The 17,623-nt window shown below is 34.6% G+C and carries 15 protein-coding genes and 1 pseudogene; all 16 read right to left on the bottom strand.

The window, feature by feature from the left end:
• The 16 genes and pseudogenes from ACO05K_RS18345 to rfbD all read right to left on the bottom strand — a co-directional run bounded on the left by ACO05K_RS18345 (nt 1) and on the right by rfbD (nt 17,623).
• Nucleotides 1-975, bottom strand: a complete 975-nt coding sequence (locus tag ACO05K_RS18345; RefSeq protein ID WP_421945859.1) for a Gfo/Idh/MocA family oxidoreductase — start codon at nt 973-975, stop codon at nt 1-3.
• 2 nt (nt 976-977) lie between these two features.
• Nucleotides 978-1,661 carry a cytidylyltransferase domain-containing protein gene (locus tag ACO05K_RS18340; protein ID WP_421945858.1) on the bottom strand — a complete coding sequence of 228 codons (684 nt, stop codon included), beginning with the start codon at nt 1,659-1,661 and terminating at the stop codon, nt 978-980.
• A 1-nt stretch (nt 1,662) separates the two neighbouring features.
• On the bottom strand, nt 1,663-2,709 hold the full coding sequence (locus tag ACO05K_RS18335; protein ID WP_421945857.1) for a nucleotidyltransferase family protein: 1,047 nt from the start codon (nt 2,707-2,709) through the stop codon (nt 1,663-1,665).
• 9 nt (nt 2,710-2,718) lie between these two features.
• Nucleotides 2,719-3,846 carry a UDP-N-acetylglucosamine 2-epimerase gene (gene neuC / locus ACO05K_RS18330; protein ID WP_421945856.1) on the bottom strand — a complete coding sequence of 376 codons (1,128 nt, stop codon included), beginning with the start codon at nt 3,844-3,846 and terminating at the stop codon, nt 2,719-2,721.
• An 8-nt stretch (nt 3,847-3,854) separates the two neighbouring features.
• Nucleotides 3,855-4,874 carry an N-acetylneuraminate synthase gene (gene neuB, locus ACO05K_RS18325; protein ID WP_421945855.1) on the bottom strand — a complete coding sequence of 340 codons (1,020 nt, stop codon included), beginning with the start codon at nt 4,872-4,874 and terminating at the stop codon, nt 3,855-3,857.
• Nucleotides 4,871-5,191 carry a hypothetical protein gene (locus tag ACO05K_RS18320; RefSeq protein ID WP_421945854.1) on the bottom strand — a complete coding sequence of 107 codons (321 nt, stop codon included), beginning with the start codon at nt 5,189-5,191 and terminating at the stop codon, nt 4,871-4,873. Before ACO05K_RS18320 ends, neuB begins: the two co-directional genes overlap by 4 nt.
• A complete protein-coding gene (locus ACO05K_RS18315) occupies nt 5,182-6,126 on the bottom strand; it encodes an ATP-grasp domain-containing protein (protein WP_421945853.1) in 945 nt (314 codons plus the stop codon). Before ACO05K_RS18315 ends, ACO05K_RS18320 begins: the two co-directional genes overlap by 10 nt.
• 73 nt (nt 6,127-6,199) lie before the next feature.
• Nucleotides 6,200-7,345: a LegC family aminotransferase gene (locus ACO05K_RS18310; protein ID WP_421945852.1), complete on the bottom strand. Its 1,146-nt coding sequence runs from the start codon at nt 7,343-7,345 to the stop codon at nt 6,200-6,202.
• 2 nt (nt 7,346-7,347) lie between these two features.
• A complete protein-coding gene (locus ACO05K_RS18305) occupies nt 7,348-8,535 on the bottom strand; it encodes a UDP-N-acetylglucosamine 4,6-dehydratase (protein ID WP_421945851.1) in 1,188 nt (395 codons plus the stop codon).
• Nucleotides 8,536-8,537: 2 nt separating this feature from the next.
• Nucleotides 8,538-9,647 (bottom strand): lipopolysaccharide biosynthesis protein, encoded by a 1,110-nt coding sequence (locus tag ACO05K_RS18300; RefSeq protein WP_421945850.1) that lies wholly within the window; start codon nt 9,645-9,647, stop codon nt 8,538-8,540.
• Nucleotides 9,648-9,714: 67 nt separating this feature from the next.
• The gene (locus tag ACO05K_RS18295; RefSeq protein WP_421945849.1) at nt 9,715-12,294 is read right to left on the bottom strand and encodes an SLBB domain-containing protein; all 2,580 of its coding nucleotides are present in this window, start codon (nt 12,292-12,294) and stop codon (nt 9,715-9,717) included.
• Between the two features lie 35 nt (nt 12,295-12,329).
• A complete protein-coding gene (gmd, locus tag ACO05K_RS18290) occupies nt 12,330-13,466 on the bottom strand; it encodes a GDP-mannose 4,6-dehydratase (protein ID WP_421945848.1) in 1,137 nt (378 codons plus the stop codon).
• 98 nt (nt 13,467-13,564) lie between these two features.
• On the bottom strand, nt 13,565-14,836 hold the full coding sequence (locus ACO05K_RS18285) for a nucleotide sugar dehydrogenase (RefSeq protein WP_421945847.1): 1,272 nt from the start codon (nt 14,834-14,836) through the stop codon (nt 13,565-13,567).
• Between the two features lie 87 nt (nt 14,837-14,923).
• A pseudogene (locus ACO05K_RS18280) lies at nt 14,924-15,562 on the bottom strand (DUF6266 family protein).
• Nucleotides 15,563-15,790: 228 nt separating this feature from the next.
• Nucleotides 15,791-16,651: a glucose-1-phosphate thymidylyltransferase RfbA gene (rfbA, locus tag ACO05K_RS18275; protein ID WP_421945846.1), complete on the bottom strand. Its 861-nt coding sequence runs from the start codon at nt 16,649-16,651 to the stop codon at nt 15,791-15,793.
• Nucleotides 16,652-16,765: 114 nt separating this feature from the next.
• The gene (gene rfbD, locus ACO05K_RS18270) at nt 16,766-17,623 is read right to left on the bottom strand and encodes a dTDP-4-dehydrorhamnose reductase (RefSeq protein ID WP_421945845.1); all 858 of its coding nucleotides are present in this window, start codon (nt 17,621-17,623) and stop codon (nt 16,766-16,768) included.

The raw sequence follows: 17,623 nt of genomic DNA, 5'->3' as shown, positions 1-17,623 counted from the left end.
TTAAGTAATCGGACATGAATTTGTTTCAATTCCTGTAAGCTCTACATATTTTTTTAGTGAAGCTGTAATAAATGGGATGTGGGATGCACATGCTTCCTTATAACTAGGCAAAGCACAACTTCCTGTTTCAAAAATGGATTTGGCAAGTTTTGTAGTCAATGTACTTTGAAATTCATTTTCAAAAGTGCTAATCATTGGTTTAAACCCACTCTCTTTTGACATATGAATAATATTTTGAGCCGCACCTTCCTGCACAATCCAACGATTAGAATTTGTTGAAATATATAAACTAATGTCTCCGATTTGACCATCTAATGCACTTAAACTAAATATATTCTTGTTTTCAAAAATTCCATTAACGGTACCCGTGAATTCAATATTACCTGGCCTTTTACTTTCATGAATTACATCATCAATCCAATCAAAATTTAAGTTTTCAACAGTTGAATTAGATAGAAAAGCAAATAAATCAATAAAATGAAGTGCATTACAAGCAAGCCCCCAATTACTTCCTACAAGACTAAAAACTACTTTTTCATTTGTTTCAGAAATTATTTTCTTAATATTTTGATAATGTGGAAACATTCGCCTTGGATGATTAACCCAAGTTGGAGTTCCCTTCTCTAAAAGCAATGATCTAATTTCTTCATATGACACCAAGTCTTGAAATAAGACTTTCTCTAAAATTAGATTTTTGACATCATAATTATCCATTAGTTTCTTTACTATAAATGATCTGGCATTTGCACCCGTTGCAACAATTACCAAGTCAAATTCTACAGGCAATTCAGCCCAATCAGTAATAAAATGAGTGATGTGCTGATTAGGTATTTCCTGTGCACGGGTTTGTGCAACTTTTAAAGAATCTACTGATGAATCAAGTATATAAATTTCCTGATCCAATTCCAATCGCAACAATGCCTGTAAATGTCTACTTCCTAACTGGCCTGCTCCTATAATTAAGTTTACTTTCACTGCTAATTATATATTTTTTTTACTATTAATTCTGCTATTTCCCAATCAAAAACCGTATCAATATCATGTGATGAAAATTCATCCATTTCATATTTAACTATTTTTTTAAAATCAGCAATAGGTTCTTTTTTTAACGAAGCAATATTAATGATATATATAGCACCATTATATTCCCATACTTTGGGGCAATCCTGTCTTCTTGTAAAACTTGCTTCAGTTGACCTTTTTAAAAATCCATCCTCATTTTCTTCAAAAGTATGATAAAGATTTGATTTTGTTTCTTTTACAGACACAACCATATCAAGATGATTAGAATATAATTTTAAAGCCTCTTGGATATGTGTTCCTCTCCTAAATGGGGAAGTTGGCTGCAATAAAATCAAGGTATCTGGAGCATAGCCCTTGTTTTCATAAAATGACACTGCATGCAATAAAACTTCATAGCTTCCAGATGTATCTAGAGCTAAGAAAGATGGTCTTACAAAAGGCACTTTAATTCCTTTTTCTTCAGAAACTTTGATGATTTCTTCATCATCTGTTGAAACACAAATAATATCGTTATCAAATAATTCCTGTGCTACTTCAATTGTATAATGAATTAGAGGTTTATTAGATAGCAATTTGATATTTTTACGGGGAACTCCTTTTGAACCTCCCCGGGCAGGTATGACAACTAATGCTTTCATTTTAGAATTTAATATGTTTAATGTCCTCCTGTGCTTTAGCATAATCTTCATGTTTCCCAACATCAAGCCAATATCCTGAAAATGGAAACGATATTACCCTCAATTCATTTTTTATAAGTATTTCCATTAAATCTGTCGCATTAAAAAAGGCATTTCTAGGGATAAATTTCAACATTTCTTTTTTAACCAGATAAATCCCACCGTTAGAATAGTAGGTGTAGGTTGGCTTTTCTTTAAAACTTTTTACCTTTCCATCTGCCGTTTCCAATACGGCATAAGGGACATTAACCTGATAAGGAATAGTCAGCACTGCCAAATCAGCTTTTTGTTCTATAAATTCAAGAAAAAATTGCTCATAGTCTATATTTGTCAACAAATCAGAATTTGTTATCAAAACATAGTCATGGTCAAAATTTTGAATTTGAGATACAGCCCCTATTGTTCCTAATGGCTCATTTTCCCAAACGTACTGTATTTTAATGTTCTTTTCATTTCCGTATCCAAAATACTCTTCTATCTGTTCGCCAAGATATTTTACCGAAACCCAAAAGTCATCTATACCATATAAGGCTAAGCGATCTATATTATGTTCCATAATAGGTTTACTGCCTACCTTTAGAAGAGGCTTTGGCTTAGTATCTGTTAGAGGCTGTAATCTTTGGCCTCTCCCCCCTGCCATTATAACAGCATCTATTGGGAGGTAAGATTTTATTTTCCTGAAATTTATAATATTAACAACCTTAAGATTTTCATCAACTACCGGGACAATCCTGAAGTTGCCTTCACGGTATTCAATTATCTTATCTAAATTATTTTCCCCTTTAGTAATATATTTAGGATTAGACTGTATAATGTCATCAATATAATTATCTATTGTAAACCCTTTAATAAGTCCTCTTCTTATATCACCATCAGTAAGCGCACCAATTAGTTTCTCTTCCAAATCAACTACAAAAAGAATAGTATCCTGGTCTAATTCGTTCAACATCAGCAACGCCTCTTTAACCTTGCTTCCTGTGAGAATTATATGGTCTTTGTAAATTCTCATAAATCGTATTTAATTAATTATAAAAACACTAAGGTATTTTTTTAAGACCTCGACTATTTTATTCGAAGTATTTCCATCACCATAAATATTGCAATTACCTGGCAATGGGGCTGTTTCAATACTTTTTACAGCATTTAAAATATCTTTTTTAGTAACAGGGGTTGTATAAATATTAGGTGTTTCAATTCTTCCTTTTTGCCTGTCGCCTAAATTGATGACAAATTTTGGAAAGAACGCAGCTTCAACAAAACCACTTGATGTATTACCCAACATAAATTCGCAATGCTTCATGCAAGTTAGATATCCAATTGTACCAAAGGACTCGATACCTATCGCATTTGCATGTGAATTGATAAAATCTTTCAGCTTGATTCGAATCATATTCCCCATAGTATCAGCATTAGGCATGGTAATTATCAACTGATAGGAATCTAATTCTTCTAATGCTGCTATAAGTTCATCGGTAAATACTTCATTCTTTTCGTATGAAACAGTTTCAGGATGAAAAGTAATTAAGATACTCTTTCTAGTCAGATCAATATTGAATTTTTCTTTAAATTCTTCAATAGAAAGAAAATCAATATTCTTTAAGTTATCTACGCTTAATGCGCCAACATTAAATACATCATTTTTACGTTCCTCACCTATTATCTTAATAATTTCGTTTTTATATTGCTCTGTAGAAGCAAAATGTAATTTAGACATCAGTGTTAGACTGTTCCTAAAAATATTGTCGATAGCACCTAAAGTAATTTCCCCCCCCGATATGTGCGCCACAGGAATAGAGAATGGTACCGACGATGCCACCGCAGCAAACATTTCGAAACGATCTCCTAAACAAATGATCAGGTTATAATTCTCAGAACGCCAAACAGATGAAAATTTCATCATTGTTAAGCCCATAGAGTCAGAAATGGATTCCGGAGAATCACCGAGTACCAAAGCATCTATTTTGTATTTCACAGTAAATCCATCTTCTTCAATTTTACTTGAAGAAGCTCCATAAATCAATGAATTATGATTACCAAAAGCAATTATATCCAATAAAAAAAAACTGTCTTTTTTGAGTTCTGTAATTAAAGGATAATAAATACTGTAATCTGCCCTGGAACTTGTAAGTAATGCTATTTTAAGCATAGTTTGTTTTAAACTAAATCCACAAATAAAAGTTTATGATCTTTAGGTGCGTCCCTATTCAGTGCCCTATTTAGCACCTCTCCAATATCCATTGGTGAAATACCATCGCCCGGTCTCTTCATGATTAAATCTTTTTCACTGATAATATGGCCTTTTGGTAAATCATTTAAAATATGAATGCTTCTCCTTGCAATAGGAATATTTTTGCTTTCAGATTCTGTAGGTAATTTCTCATAACTCCCTAAAGCTTGCTCAATATTCCTTATGGAATTAACCATCTCCTTTAATTCATTTGGTTCAAGAGATGCCAAGTGATCTGGTCCGTCCATTGAACGATCGAGCGTAAAATGCTTTTCTATTATAGTAGCGCCTAGTGCCACTGCTGCTACTGGCACTTCTATACCAAGAGTATGATCAGAATAACCTATTTTCACTCCAAATTTTTCACCAATTGTAAGCATTGCCTTCAGGTTCACATCGGTCATTTTTGTTGGATAATCGGTATTACAATGTAAAACAGTAATATTGTCTTTTAACGTACCTTCATTTATCAGGGCATTTAAAGCAGCGCCTATCTCATCAATAGTAGACATGCCTGTAGAAAGTATTACATTTGTTCTCATCCTACCTATTATCTGAAGATATGGTAGATTAGTTATTTCACCAGAAGGTATTTTGAAAATATCCAACCCAAGATTATATAAATAATCAATCGAAACATGATCAAATGGTGTTGACAGAAACTTTATACCAACACTGTTAGAATAGTCAAGTAATTCTTTATAAGCCTCAAGCGGTAGATGGATTTTTTTTGCCATCTCCAATTGGCTCTCAGAAGCTACACCAGTATTATCAATCTGATATACTGCCTTTTCTGCTTGCTCTGTCATTACCAATTCGGGTACAGCTGTCTGAAATTTGACAATATCAGCACCTGCTTCTTTAGCAACATCAATCAATTTTTTTGCTATGTTGATATCTGCATTATGGTTAACTCCAGCTTCAGCAATAATTAAGACTTTACTCATTTTTTAGATTTTTTGTTTTCCAAAATTCTATTAACATTATCCCATCCATCAAAACCAATCGCCCGGTCATCAATCCAAACATCGCCGATAGGTTTTCCTAATATCAGCTGATGAAATTTAACATCGTTTTTTGTGAGCCAGTCTATAGTCATTTCATATTCCATCCAGGTCCTTGCCGAATAAATTATAATTGTATTGCCTTCCTCATACAACTTATTTATTGAATCGACTGCATTAGGTAAGGGCTTAGCCATGGCACGGCTATATGTTCTTTCTTCGGTACAAATTGTACCATCTAAATCTATTATTAATTGCATATTTTATAGTATTCTGAAAATCGGCGAACCATTAAAAAAGAATCGATCCAATCATCAGTGTAAGCGTTATCTATATCGAGAAAATCATTTAAAAGATATGCGGGAGAATTTGCACCTGCAAATATTGAATTTACAACAGCCCCACCAAATCGGGGATTTACTTCAATAAAAAACAATTCATCAGTTGAATCATCATGTATAAACTGAAGGGTAACTGGACCTATTAAATTAGATTTTAAAATTACATCTTTAGCAAATTCTATAAAGCGACAATTTTTTACAGTTACAGATTTAATGGATTCACCACCTTGAGTTTCTAATCTCTGCCTGGGCACTATCGAAATAATTTTTTTGCTTTTTGGCGAGACATAGGCGTCAACGCTATACTCTTTGCCAGAAATGAATTTTTGAATCAAATAATCATGTTTGTTTTTTATCTGATCTAATTCGACTTGTCCTTCTATAGTAAAGATTCCTTTTGAAGAAGAACCTGTAATTGGTTTTGCTATTAATGGGAATTCATTTAAATTAGATGGGACATTGATATTATTTTTCAAGCACCAGGTATTTGATAATGACTTGTTAAAAAACACTTTACAAGTATCTTCATCTGAAACTGGAATAAAAACACTTTTATTTTTTAGCAGCTTTGCTAATCTTGCAGATACTAAAGTTGCAAAATCCAAAAAAGGTATTACAATATCAATAGATCTTGATTGAATAACTTCTTCTAAATGGTCGTATAATTTTTCATCACCCCATTTTAAACCAAGGATAATAGTTCCCACAAATGATATTGGAACCTCATCATTCAATTCATAGGAAAATATAGATACATTTAATTTCCTTAATTTACCCTCTTCTATGAATTTTTCAGCAAGTGATACTCTTTTCGCTCCTCCTAAAAAAAGAATATTTATATTATTATTTTTCATTATTAATTTAATAAGAATCTATCTTTATCAATATCACGAAATTTTAACTTAAGTTAGAATTAATAATTACTTTTTATATCCTATAACCGCTAGGTATGTTAACCAATCTATCTGCAATCCAAATACTGTTCTCCAAGGAATCAGTTTGGCAATGCCTAAACATTGGTAATCGATTCATCAGCTCCCAAACCGGCCTTGTCATTACCCCACTATCATTGCAATAAGTTAGAAATTCATCCCGCTCAACCCGATCTTTTAACAAGATCGCATTAAGCCAGTAATTTGCCATAGCATTAATAGGTTCATTTATAAATAAAATAGACAACTCTCTAAATAACTCGCAATATTTGGCAGCTAACATTCTTTTATTTTCTATAAACATTGCCAATTGCTCTAGTTGAGCACAGGCTAATGCAGCATTCAAATTAGGCATACGATAGTTATAACCTATTTCATCATGAACAAATTCCCATTTATGTGGCACTTTAGCTTGAGTAGTTAAATGTTTAGCTCTTTTTGCAAGAGCTTCATCATCTGTAATTAATGCGCCACCACCTCCACAGGTAACTGTTTTATTTCCATTAAAACTAAATATGCCAACTTTTCCGAAAACACCTGTATGCTTACCTTTATAGTAGCTACCAAGAGACTCTGCAGCATCTTCAACTAAATTAATTTTCCATTGTTTACAAATTGTTGCTATTTCATCAATTTTACAAGGTAAACCAAAAGTATGCATGGGTACACAGGCAGCAATACGCTTACCTGTTGCTTTATTGTAGCTACCATCTATCCTTAGTTCAGCATTAGCTGATAAAAAGTTACTCAATGCTTCAGGCGACATGCCTAGACTTTCCTTATCTACATCGATAAAAACAGGAGTTGCTCCAATGTACGAAATAGCATTTGCTGTTGCTATAAACGTTAATGCTTGCGACAAAACTTCGTCATCCTTTTCCACATCGGCTAGCAATAAACCTAAATGCAGTGCATTAGTACCATTTACAATAGCAACGGCATATTTTGCACCAGTAATTTCACACATCATTTCTTCAAAGCGATTTACATAAGCGCCAACTGAGGAAACAAATGTAGAATCTATTGCATCTAAAACATATTTACGCTCATTCCCTATAAACACAGGCTCATGTAACGATACAAAGTCTTTATTAGGATATTGTTCTTTTACGAAATCAACAACTCTTTGAAATTTTTCCATTATTACATTTTTGCATCTAAATACTTGCCGGTTTCCTTATGCCCAAAGTCTGGAATCATTTGATGAAATAAATCAATGATTTGCTCTTTAGACCATTTTTTATCTGCTTTATACTGCGAAACTGTATTATCAAAATGATTTAGTTTATCATTTTCAAAATGAAGATCATTCTTAATGATTCCTAAATTCTCAAATTTCTCCATATCCAGAACCTCTTTTGAAGTAAAAAACTCTTCAAAATCCTTTTCACCAGTGGTATCACTTGTAGTAAATAAACAAGGCCATTTTTTCTCCTGAGGCAAAGTTTTAATTAATTCCCTTGCTTCGTCTTCTGTTTCACATAAGTATGGTTCATATCCCAATTCTTTTAGGTATTTCACAGCAATATCAGCGAAGGTTATTAAATGTAGATCTTCACTCAATTTCGGGAAAAATATATCTCTATTTTCTCCAAAAATGCAAGACATCAAACAGAGTTCACCTGATTCTTTTGGAATGACGAAATATCTTTTTATATCATTAGGGGCAACGATAGGTTGCATTTTTTGAATTCGTTGGTTAAAGCCATGCAATAAAGAGCCATCAGAAAAGGCTACATTAGCAAACCTTGCGGTTGAAATAGCAATATCTTTACTCCTTCTCATCAAAAACATTTCCATAATTCGCTTTGATGCACCCATCATATTTACGGGATTTGCAGCTTTATCTGTTGAAACACAAAAATACTTTTTTACACCTTTTGCTATGGATTGATTAATGGTCTTTTCAGTATTAAAAATATTCACATCAATCATTCTCATCAGGGTAAATGGATCTTTTTCACTACGCACATGCTTTAATGCAGATAAATTGAGAACATAATCATACTCACCATCTGCTTCAATAAATGCATCGTATTCAATTGAGCCAATATCCAAAGAAAAGGTTTGAAAGTCTCCATCTATATACCCAAAGGAACTCCGAATGTCTCTAACCAACTCCACCATGTTATTTTCACTAATATCTACAACGTGGAGTTTTAATGGTTTTCTTTTAAAAATTTCTTTAGTTACCGCTTGACCAATGGACCCTGCACCACCAATAACAAGAAACTTAGATTTACTAATAATTTCTCGAAGTTGATTATCATGCATTTGAACATCATGATGAAACAGCTCGCTATCTCGACCAATTAAATTTAATATTTTCATCACTATCGCAAAATATTTTTATAAAGCTTTCTAACAATCAAAAAGAAAACAGTTAAAAATCCAAATAAAAACCCTCCGGTATATAAACCTTTTAATTTTCCTAAGCCTTCTTTTGGCAAAGGATAGATTGGTTGATCAATTATCTGAATCAGAGGGGCTTCCTTTGCTAAAGACATTTTAGTTAGCTCCAAATTTTTAACCATTTCAGTATAGATCCCCTTATTGCTTTCAGCAGAAAATTGAGCTTTCTGTGAAGGTGCCGTTCTTTGCACCTGACGTGTAGGATTTAGGTTGGGTGTAGCATCCACTATAGCTGCTGAGGTATAGATTGCACCATTCATGACTGCTCTAACAGAGTCTGTTTTATGCTGTAAAATGTTTACATTTTTTAAAGTCTTCTTTGTTTTGGTATTGACATAAAATTCATTAACATTTTTAACCAAAGCATCATTAAAATTTTTAGAAAAAATTTCATCATTAGATTTTACATCTACTTTGATAGTGCTTAATTTTTTATCCGGTTTAGAGACAAATAAATAGTTTTTACTTAAATCATTCACGATTACGCCTAGTACACTGTCTCTTAAGCGGTTTGGTTCTAGCAGTATTGTTCCGTCTACTATATTACTATTTACGGTAAACTGAATTTTATTAAGATATGGCTTATCGACCCAGATTTTTTTTAAACCATTAATTTGAATATATCGATCCACTAATAACTCGCTCTTACCCTCCAATAATATAGGTGTTAATAATGTTCGCTCTAACATTGTTCTAGATGTATAAAAACCTAAAATGTTATCTCCTTGAAATATTCCTCCTCCAGAACCCCCAAGATCCACACCGGCTATAGATGCTAATCCTGATAAATTACCTCCTAATCCTCCGCCACCTTTTTCATCTTCTAAAACGAAAGTTGTAGTTGCAGTGTAAATTGGTTTTTTATTGGTTGAATACCAAAAACCCAAAGCACCTCCTATTAATCCGAAAAACAAAATAATTACCCACTTGGATAACAGATATCTCAACCATTCTTGGATCTTAAGAATAAAATCCTTGAGAGACATCTCGTCACTTACTATTTTGCTATTTTGCTGACTCTCTACTGTCATGTTTTATTTCCTTTGCTCGGTTCTAAATTTTTTACTCAATAAGTAACATTAACCATTTAGTTAATTTTTACCTGAGTAAACTCACGATTATTGCTCCAAGAGACGCCAACCCAGTTCCTATTCCAATCCAAGCCTGAGCAGAAATGCGCTCTCTTTCTGCCCTTTTAGGAACTAAGATTTCAGCTCCTGGTTTAATCTTAGGATAATTGTTGAAGAACAGAAAACTTCTAGCGCCTTCAACAGACCCATTTGCATATTTTACGTAAGCTCTTCCTTTTAAGGCATTAGCGGTAAAACCGCCGGCTCCATTAACATAGTTTTTGAAACTCTTGCCAGATTTATAGACAATATTATTAGGATTCAATACCTCACCACTTACACGTACTGTTTGCAATTGTTTAGGTACCTTAATAACATCTCCATCTTCTAACAATAAGTCATAGCGCTTACCTGGGCTTTCTAAAATTTTGGTTAAATCAATACCTACCATGTCGGATGCAATAATTTCAGCTTGATTGGTAATATCTACGCCTGATTGGGTTAGACGTTGTAGATTTTGTATTCTGGTGCTTTCTTCCTGTTTTTTTTCTAAGGATGCTTTATCATTTAATAAATCAGATTCTGAATAAGATGTTCCGAATTGAGATTTTTTCATCTGTAATTCCTTTTGCAAAGAATCTTTTTGGCTTTTAAATAATGTTGTATCCTTGCCCGGTCTTTTTAATGATGCACCATCTGAATAAGCCAACGCTGTTAAACCACCCGCCCTTTTAACTAAATCAGATATTCTCTCATCTTTACTTTTAATCGTATAGGTTCCTGGATATAAGACTTCTCCTTCTATTTTAACCTGTTTTTGAACCATGTAACCTTCTGCGCTTCTAACCGAAACAATATCAAAAGGCTGCAGCTTAAAAGTCGTATCTGAAATCAGTTTCAAATTTTTATCGATATTAATAGTGAAAACATCGGCAGTAGTTGCAGCAGTAGATTGAAGATCGCTATTGCGAACACGTCTTGAAATTTCGATACGGTTTGGTGAAGCACCTTCTTTAAAACCACCGGCCATTTGAATCGCATCCTCAATACTCATGTTTTCTGCGTAACGAAACTGATCCGGTTGCCTTACTTCACCTTGTACTATTACTTTATATTCATCTCTCAAATCAAAAATAGAAGAAATGGTAATTTTATCCTCTCTTTTCAATAGAATATCTCCCTGACTTCCGCTCATAATTGCTGCTACATCAAATGGCTCCAGAGCCATTGTGTTATCAGAATTTAACCTGTTGATGTAACCACGACTCATAAAAGCATCTTCTTTTAAACCATCAGCTTTTAATATTAATTGTTTTAAGGTCATGCCTTTTTCTAATTCGAAATACCCTGGTCTGAATACCGCACCACTAATCTCCACTCTGTTCTCAAATCTATCTAAAATAGGCTCCACAAAAAACTTATCTCCATTTTTAGGTATGTATTTGCCAAAATCGGCTGCAAAAATGTCGGTGATTTTTCGCTCTCTTGAGGTATTTTGAAAAACCTTAACTGCTGATTGGTAAGCTACATTTGAAAAGCCTCCGGCAAAATCTAACACATCCTGAAAGGTTTCCCTTTTTAAGGTCTCGAAAATTGCGGGATTTTTTACTTCCCCTACAAGTTCAACTCTATTCTCATAAACTGGAACATTAATCACATCCTGATCCTGCAAACGAATATTTCCGCGTTGCATACCATTGATAATTAAATCATAAAAATCTACTGTGGCAACAACTCTATTGCTTCTTACTACCTGAATTTTACGGTATGAACCATTTTGATTGGGTCCACCTGCTGCGTATAATGCATTAAAAACACTTGATAATGAGCTTAAGGTATAGGTACCGGGTTTAGTAACTTGACCATTTAAGACAACTTTAATACCACGGATGTTTCCTAGGTTTATGGCTAGTTTTGTTCTGCCTGAACGTAACGCCGGGTATGTTCCAGACATTAAGCTTCTGATTTTTGAACGGGCTTCTTCAATACTCAATCCGCCAACTTTAACCAAACCAACATATTCAATTCTAATCGAACCATCCGGACTAACTTTTAAGTCATAGTTAGCTTCGTTATCCCCGGTTACATCGATTAACAACTGATCATCAGGACCAATTACATATCCCGCTGGTGTAGCCATTCTTAAGTTTGGCTCAAAAGTGATATTGGAGTTTCTAAACAATTCAGAACCAAATATTTTGGGTTTCAAATCATCGAAAGCTTTATCAATTAATTCTTGTTTAGTAGGCTGAGTATTTGAGGTGCTATCAGCACCACCAACATACTGTCTATCTGTTCTACCAGATGATGAACCAGTACTATTAGAAGATTTAACAGGTGCAGCACTAGTACCGCCTTTTCTGATTTTCTCAACTCTTGCACGTAGCTTAGAAATTTCTTCCTGCTTCATGCCTTGGGCGGCAGCCATTTGCTCTAACTGAGCATCGTTGTAACCCAATGATTCCGCCCTTTGCATCAGTTGCTTAATCTGCGCATCTGATAATTCATCAACCTTTTGGTTGGAAAAATTACTTTGAGCCAGAACAATATTGCTGGTTAATAAAGTTAAAAATAGGAAGGATAGTAAAAGAACTATTTTTTGTTTCATAGATATATTATTGTGATGAGCTTATCGCCTCACGTTTATTCAAAATAATTTAAGGTTTGGAATCCACCTTGTTTTAAGTGTTCATCTTTTTTCATCAAATGAAGATCTGAAATCACCATATCCTTCACTAAAGCAGGTAAATCATATTTGGGCGTCCAGCCTAGTTTGGTTTTTGATTTGGTAGGATCTCCTAATAATAAATCCACCTCTGTTGGGCGGAAATATTTTGGATCGACTCTAACAATCGTCTGTCCAGGCTTCAAATTATCTAAATTTAAACCTAAAGCAAGTGCTTTCTCTTCTTCGACGTGTATAATCACGCCTTTTTCATTTTCATCTTTGCCCGAAAACTCAATTTCTATGCCAAGTTCGGCAAAAGACATTCTAACAAAATCACGAACCGTTGTGGTTACACCGGTAGCAATTACGAAATCTTCTGCTTTTTCTTGCTGTAAAATCAACCACATCGCTTCAATATAGTCTTTTGCATGGCCCCAATCTCTCTGCGCAGAAAGATTCCCTAAATACAGACAATTTTGAAGACCTAAAGCAATTTTTGTAGCCGCCCTGGTTATCTTACGGGTTACAAAAGTTTCTCCCCGCAAAGGACTTTCATGATTAAATAAAATACCGTTACAGGCAAACATTCCATAAGCTTCGCGATAGTTTACTGTTATCCAATAACCATAAATCTTCGCAACTGCATAAGGTGAACGTGGATAAAACGGAGTGGTTTCACTTTGAGGAACAGCCTGTACTAAACCGTACAGTTCGGAGGTAGAAGCTTGATATATTTTTGTTTTATTGGCTAGTCCTAGAATTCTTATGGCTTCCAAAAGTCGAAGGGTGCCTATACCATCAGCATTTGCAGTATACTCAGGCATTTCAAAACTCACCTGTACATGACTCATCGCAGCAAGATTATAAATCTCATCGGGTTGAGTTTCCTGAATGATTCGGATTAAATTAGTTGAATCTGTTAAATCGCCATAATGCAATTTAAAATTAACATCATTCTCGTGTTGGTCTTGATAAAGATGGTCGATTCTATCCGTATTAAAAAGAGAACTTCTTCGCTTAATCCCGTGAACAAAGTAACCCTTCTTCAACAAAAATTCGGCTAAATAAGCACCATCTTGTCCGGTAACACCGGTTATAAGAGCAACCTTCATATAATTAATTCATAGACTTTAAGCCTGCAAACATACATAATAATTTTTGCGTAAAGAAATACAGATCATACTGTAATATGAATTTATCAACAAGTTTTTTACAACCTTGAATCTACTAATTCACGGTTTATTAAAGCTTTGGTATCAAAAATTATACAACCATTCTCTTTCATTGCAGCATAATCTAACTCTAAAAACTGTTTATGAGCAACAGCCAATATTAATGCATCATAGGTATTCTCTGATATTTTGTCGAGTAGTTGAATATCATATTCTGCTGCTACAGTTTCCTTATCCGCCCAGGGATCATAAACATCAACTTCAACAGAAAACGACTTCAATTCTTTGTAAATATCTATGACGCGGGTATTCCTGATATCCGGGCAATTCTCTTTAAATGCAAAACCCAGAATCAGCACTCTGGCATTCTTAATCACCTTATCTCTGGTCACCATCATTTTTATTACTTTATTGGCCACAAACATGCCCATATTATCATTTACTCGTCTTCCGGATAGAATGACTTCGGGCTTGTAGCCAAGTGATTCGGATTTATGTGCCAGATAATATGGATCTACTCCAATACAATGACCACCAACTAAGCCGGGTTTGTAATTGAGAAAATTCCACTTTGTAGCTGCTGCTGCCAACACATCACTGGTGTCAATCTCCATACGGTCAAAAATTAAAGCCAATTCATTTACAAAAGAGATATTAACATCTCTTTGCGCATTTTCAATCGCTTTGGAAGCTTCTGCAACTTTAATACTGGGGGCAAGATGTGTTCCGGCAGTAATTATGCTTGCATACAAAGCATCGATTTCAACTGCAACCTCTGGAGTCGAGCCTGAGGTAACTTTCTTTATTTTGGTCAGGGTATTGACCTTATCTCCAGGATTAATTCTTTCAGGTGAATAACCGCAGAAAAAATCTACATTATAAGTTAAACCGGAGATTTTTTCCAGAACCGGAACACAATCTTCTTCAGTACATCCCGGGTAAACTGTAGATTCATAAATCACTACATCTCCTTTTTTCAAAACAATGCCCAACATTTTTGATGCGGAAAGCAAGGGTGTTAAATCGGGTTGCTTTAAATGATCAATTGGCGTTGGTACAGTAACTATATAAACATTACAATCACTGATATCAGGCAGTTGAGCAGTAAATTTAATACCGTATTCTGTTATTGCTTTTTTTAATTCAGATAAGTCTGCCTCTTTGGTATGGTCGTTCACACTCCCCAATTCTTTTATCCGGTTCTCATTGATGTCGAAACCAATAACTGAATATTGTTTAGCAAATTCAATCGCCAAAGGCAATCCAACATAACCTAATCCAATGATGGCAATCTTCTTCGTTTTATCCATTTAAATAATGTATTGCGGATAAAGGTAAAGAAAATCATCTGCTTAAACCGACATAACACTTGCCATTTTACCAGAGAAAATATAAAATCAGTATTCAATCTGGCCAACATAGGTGCTCATCGAAATGCTCATTCTGTCATCAGAAATAAAAGAAATCCAGGTATGAAAAATAGTTCCCTTATACTTTACAGGAATTTCAATTGTTTCTTTCCCATCCTTTCTTCTTGCTCCGCTGAACACAGGGAATGCACGTTCCTTTTCCTGACTGTAAGCCATAAGCATAACCTGGTCATATTTGCGCTCATAATTCCCTGTTTCGCCAATATCTCATGTAAAATGAATGCCTGCATCATCAGCAAAATGACTTGAAGACTGAGCTTCGGCCAGGTTCCCGTAAGTTAAAGTGATTTTAGAGAAATCGATTGTATTATCCTCGTTAAATGCCTGGAGCATATTCAATGATTTGGCCACATTGTGAGCAGTCATCATTCTTTTTTTGGCTTCCAGATTGAACCCAATTCTGATGTAACCAAGCACCTCCCGAAGGAATAGCTGCATAAGCGTAAACTTTCTACGGGAAAGGTTCTGCTTTTCAGTGCCTATTTTGTTTTTTCTACTTACCTTAGGTAATCCCTTTATTACCCATTTTCCATTTAGCTGGTAGCCAACTACGCTTCCAACCTTTCCGGTGAAACCACCGTTAATTCCGTCGTTTAATATAGCCATAATGTTTTTAAGATTATGGGATGATTATTACCAAGGTAATAAAAAGATAACTATTAAGGTAAATTTAATTTGGTAGGTAATTCGGAGTGGATTGTCACAAGTCCGAACAAACTCCGAATCAAGCCCATACCAAGTCCGTCATAAAAGATAATAAGTCTGCAAGTTTTCTACAAAAAAAGTCCTGCCAGCTTGAGCCAACAGGACTTTAAAAAACTTATTTTAGACCGCTTATTTAATTTGCTTTAGCAAATAACTTCCATATCCACTTTTTACTAATGGAGTAGCGATAGCCTTTAGCTGTTCACCTGTTATGAAACCCATACGGTAAGCAATTTCTTCAATACATCCGATTTTTAAACCCTGGCGTTCTTCAATAATCTGAACGAACTGACCGGCTTGCATTAAAGAAGTAAATGTACCGGTATCTAACCAGGCCGTTCCTCTTGATAAAACACCAACTTTTAAAGTACCTCTTTCAAGGTAGACTTTATTCACATCCGTAATTTCATATTCTCCTCTTGGAGAAGGCTTAATATTTTTAGCAATCTCTACTACATCATTATCATAGAAATACAGGCCTGGTACTGCATAATCCGATTTTGGATTTTCGGGTTTTTCTTCAATGGAAATTGCTTTCTTGTTCGCATCAAATTCAACTACGCCATAACGTTCCGGGTCGGAAACCTGATAAGCAAATACAACACCACCTTCAGGGTCAGAACTTGCCTGTAATAGTTTTGCCATTCCATCACCATGAAAAATATTATCGCCCAACACTAAGGCTACTTTATCCTTACCAATAAACTCTTCACCAATAACGAATGCCTGTGCTAAACCATTTGGCTCAGCCTGTACCGCATAACTGAACTTACAACCCAAAGAAGCGCCATCACCTAATAATTTCTCAAAATTAGGTAAATCGTGAGGTGTAGAAATAATTAAAATCTCCTTAATACCAGCCAACATTAAGGTTGATAGCGGATAATAAATCATCGGTTTATCATACACCGGCATCATTTGCTTACTGCAAGCAAGTGTTAATGGATGTAAACGCGTTCCGCTGCCACCAGCTAAGATTATACCTTTCATATTTTTTTGTTTAAATGGCTATCCGTAGAACTGGTTAAATGTTCACCAGCTCATATAAATTAACCCTCTACTATTTATATTTTATTCGATTAACCAATTTTAACGATTAACCATTTAACCTTTTATTTTAGAAATACATTCTACCAAACTATCTCTCCAATATGGAATCGAAATGTTAAATGTACTTTTAATTTTAGTTTTATCCATTACAGAAAAAGCTGGTCTTGTTGCTTTTGTAGGGTAAGCCGACCCAGGGATTGGATTAGTTTTAACCTGTGTTCCGCTGATATCAAATATCGCTTTAGCAAAATCAAACCATGAAGTTACCCCCTCATTGCTGTAGTGATAAGTGCCGTAGCTTTCAGTATTAGCATCAATAATATCAAATATTGTGTTGGCTAAGTCAATAGCGTATGTTGGCGTACCAACCTGATCAGCAATAATACCCAATTCATCTCTTTCGGCACCAAGCTTTAGCATGGTCTTTACAAAATTGTTTGCATACTCTGAGTATAACCAACTCGTACGAAGAATGAAATGCTTATCTAAAATCGATATTACAGCCTTTTCTCCATCAAGTTTGGTTAAACCATAAACATTAATAGGCTTAGCTTCATCCTCTTCTTTTAACAACTTCACTTCATTTCCTTCAAACACAAAATCTGTAGAAATATGAATTAGAGTAGAATTATTCGCTTTACAGGCACGAGCTAAATTAGCTGCTCCGGTTTCATTTACTGCTTTAGATAATTCCACTTCATCCTCAGCTTTATCTACAGCGGTATATGCTGCACAGTTGATTACAAATGAAGGTTTTTCTCTTTGCAATAATTCTATCAATAATGCTTCATTAAGGATATTTGCTTCCTGTTCTACAGGAAATATGATATCGGAAACAGCTCTACGTTCTGCAACCGTTTTAAGACATTGTCCTAATTGTCCACCTGCACCAATTACTAAGATTTTACCCAT

The organism is Pedobacter sp. (genome assembly GCF_965227205.1).
GTDB lineage: Bacteria > Bacteroidota > Bacteroidia > Sphingobacteriales > Sphingobacteriaceae > Pedobacter.
The sequence above is the reverse complement of the archived record's forward strand: the minus strand, read 5'-3'. Positions and strand labels throughout refer to the sequence as shown.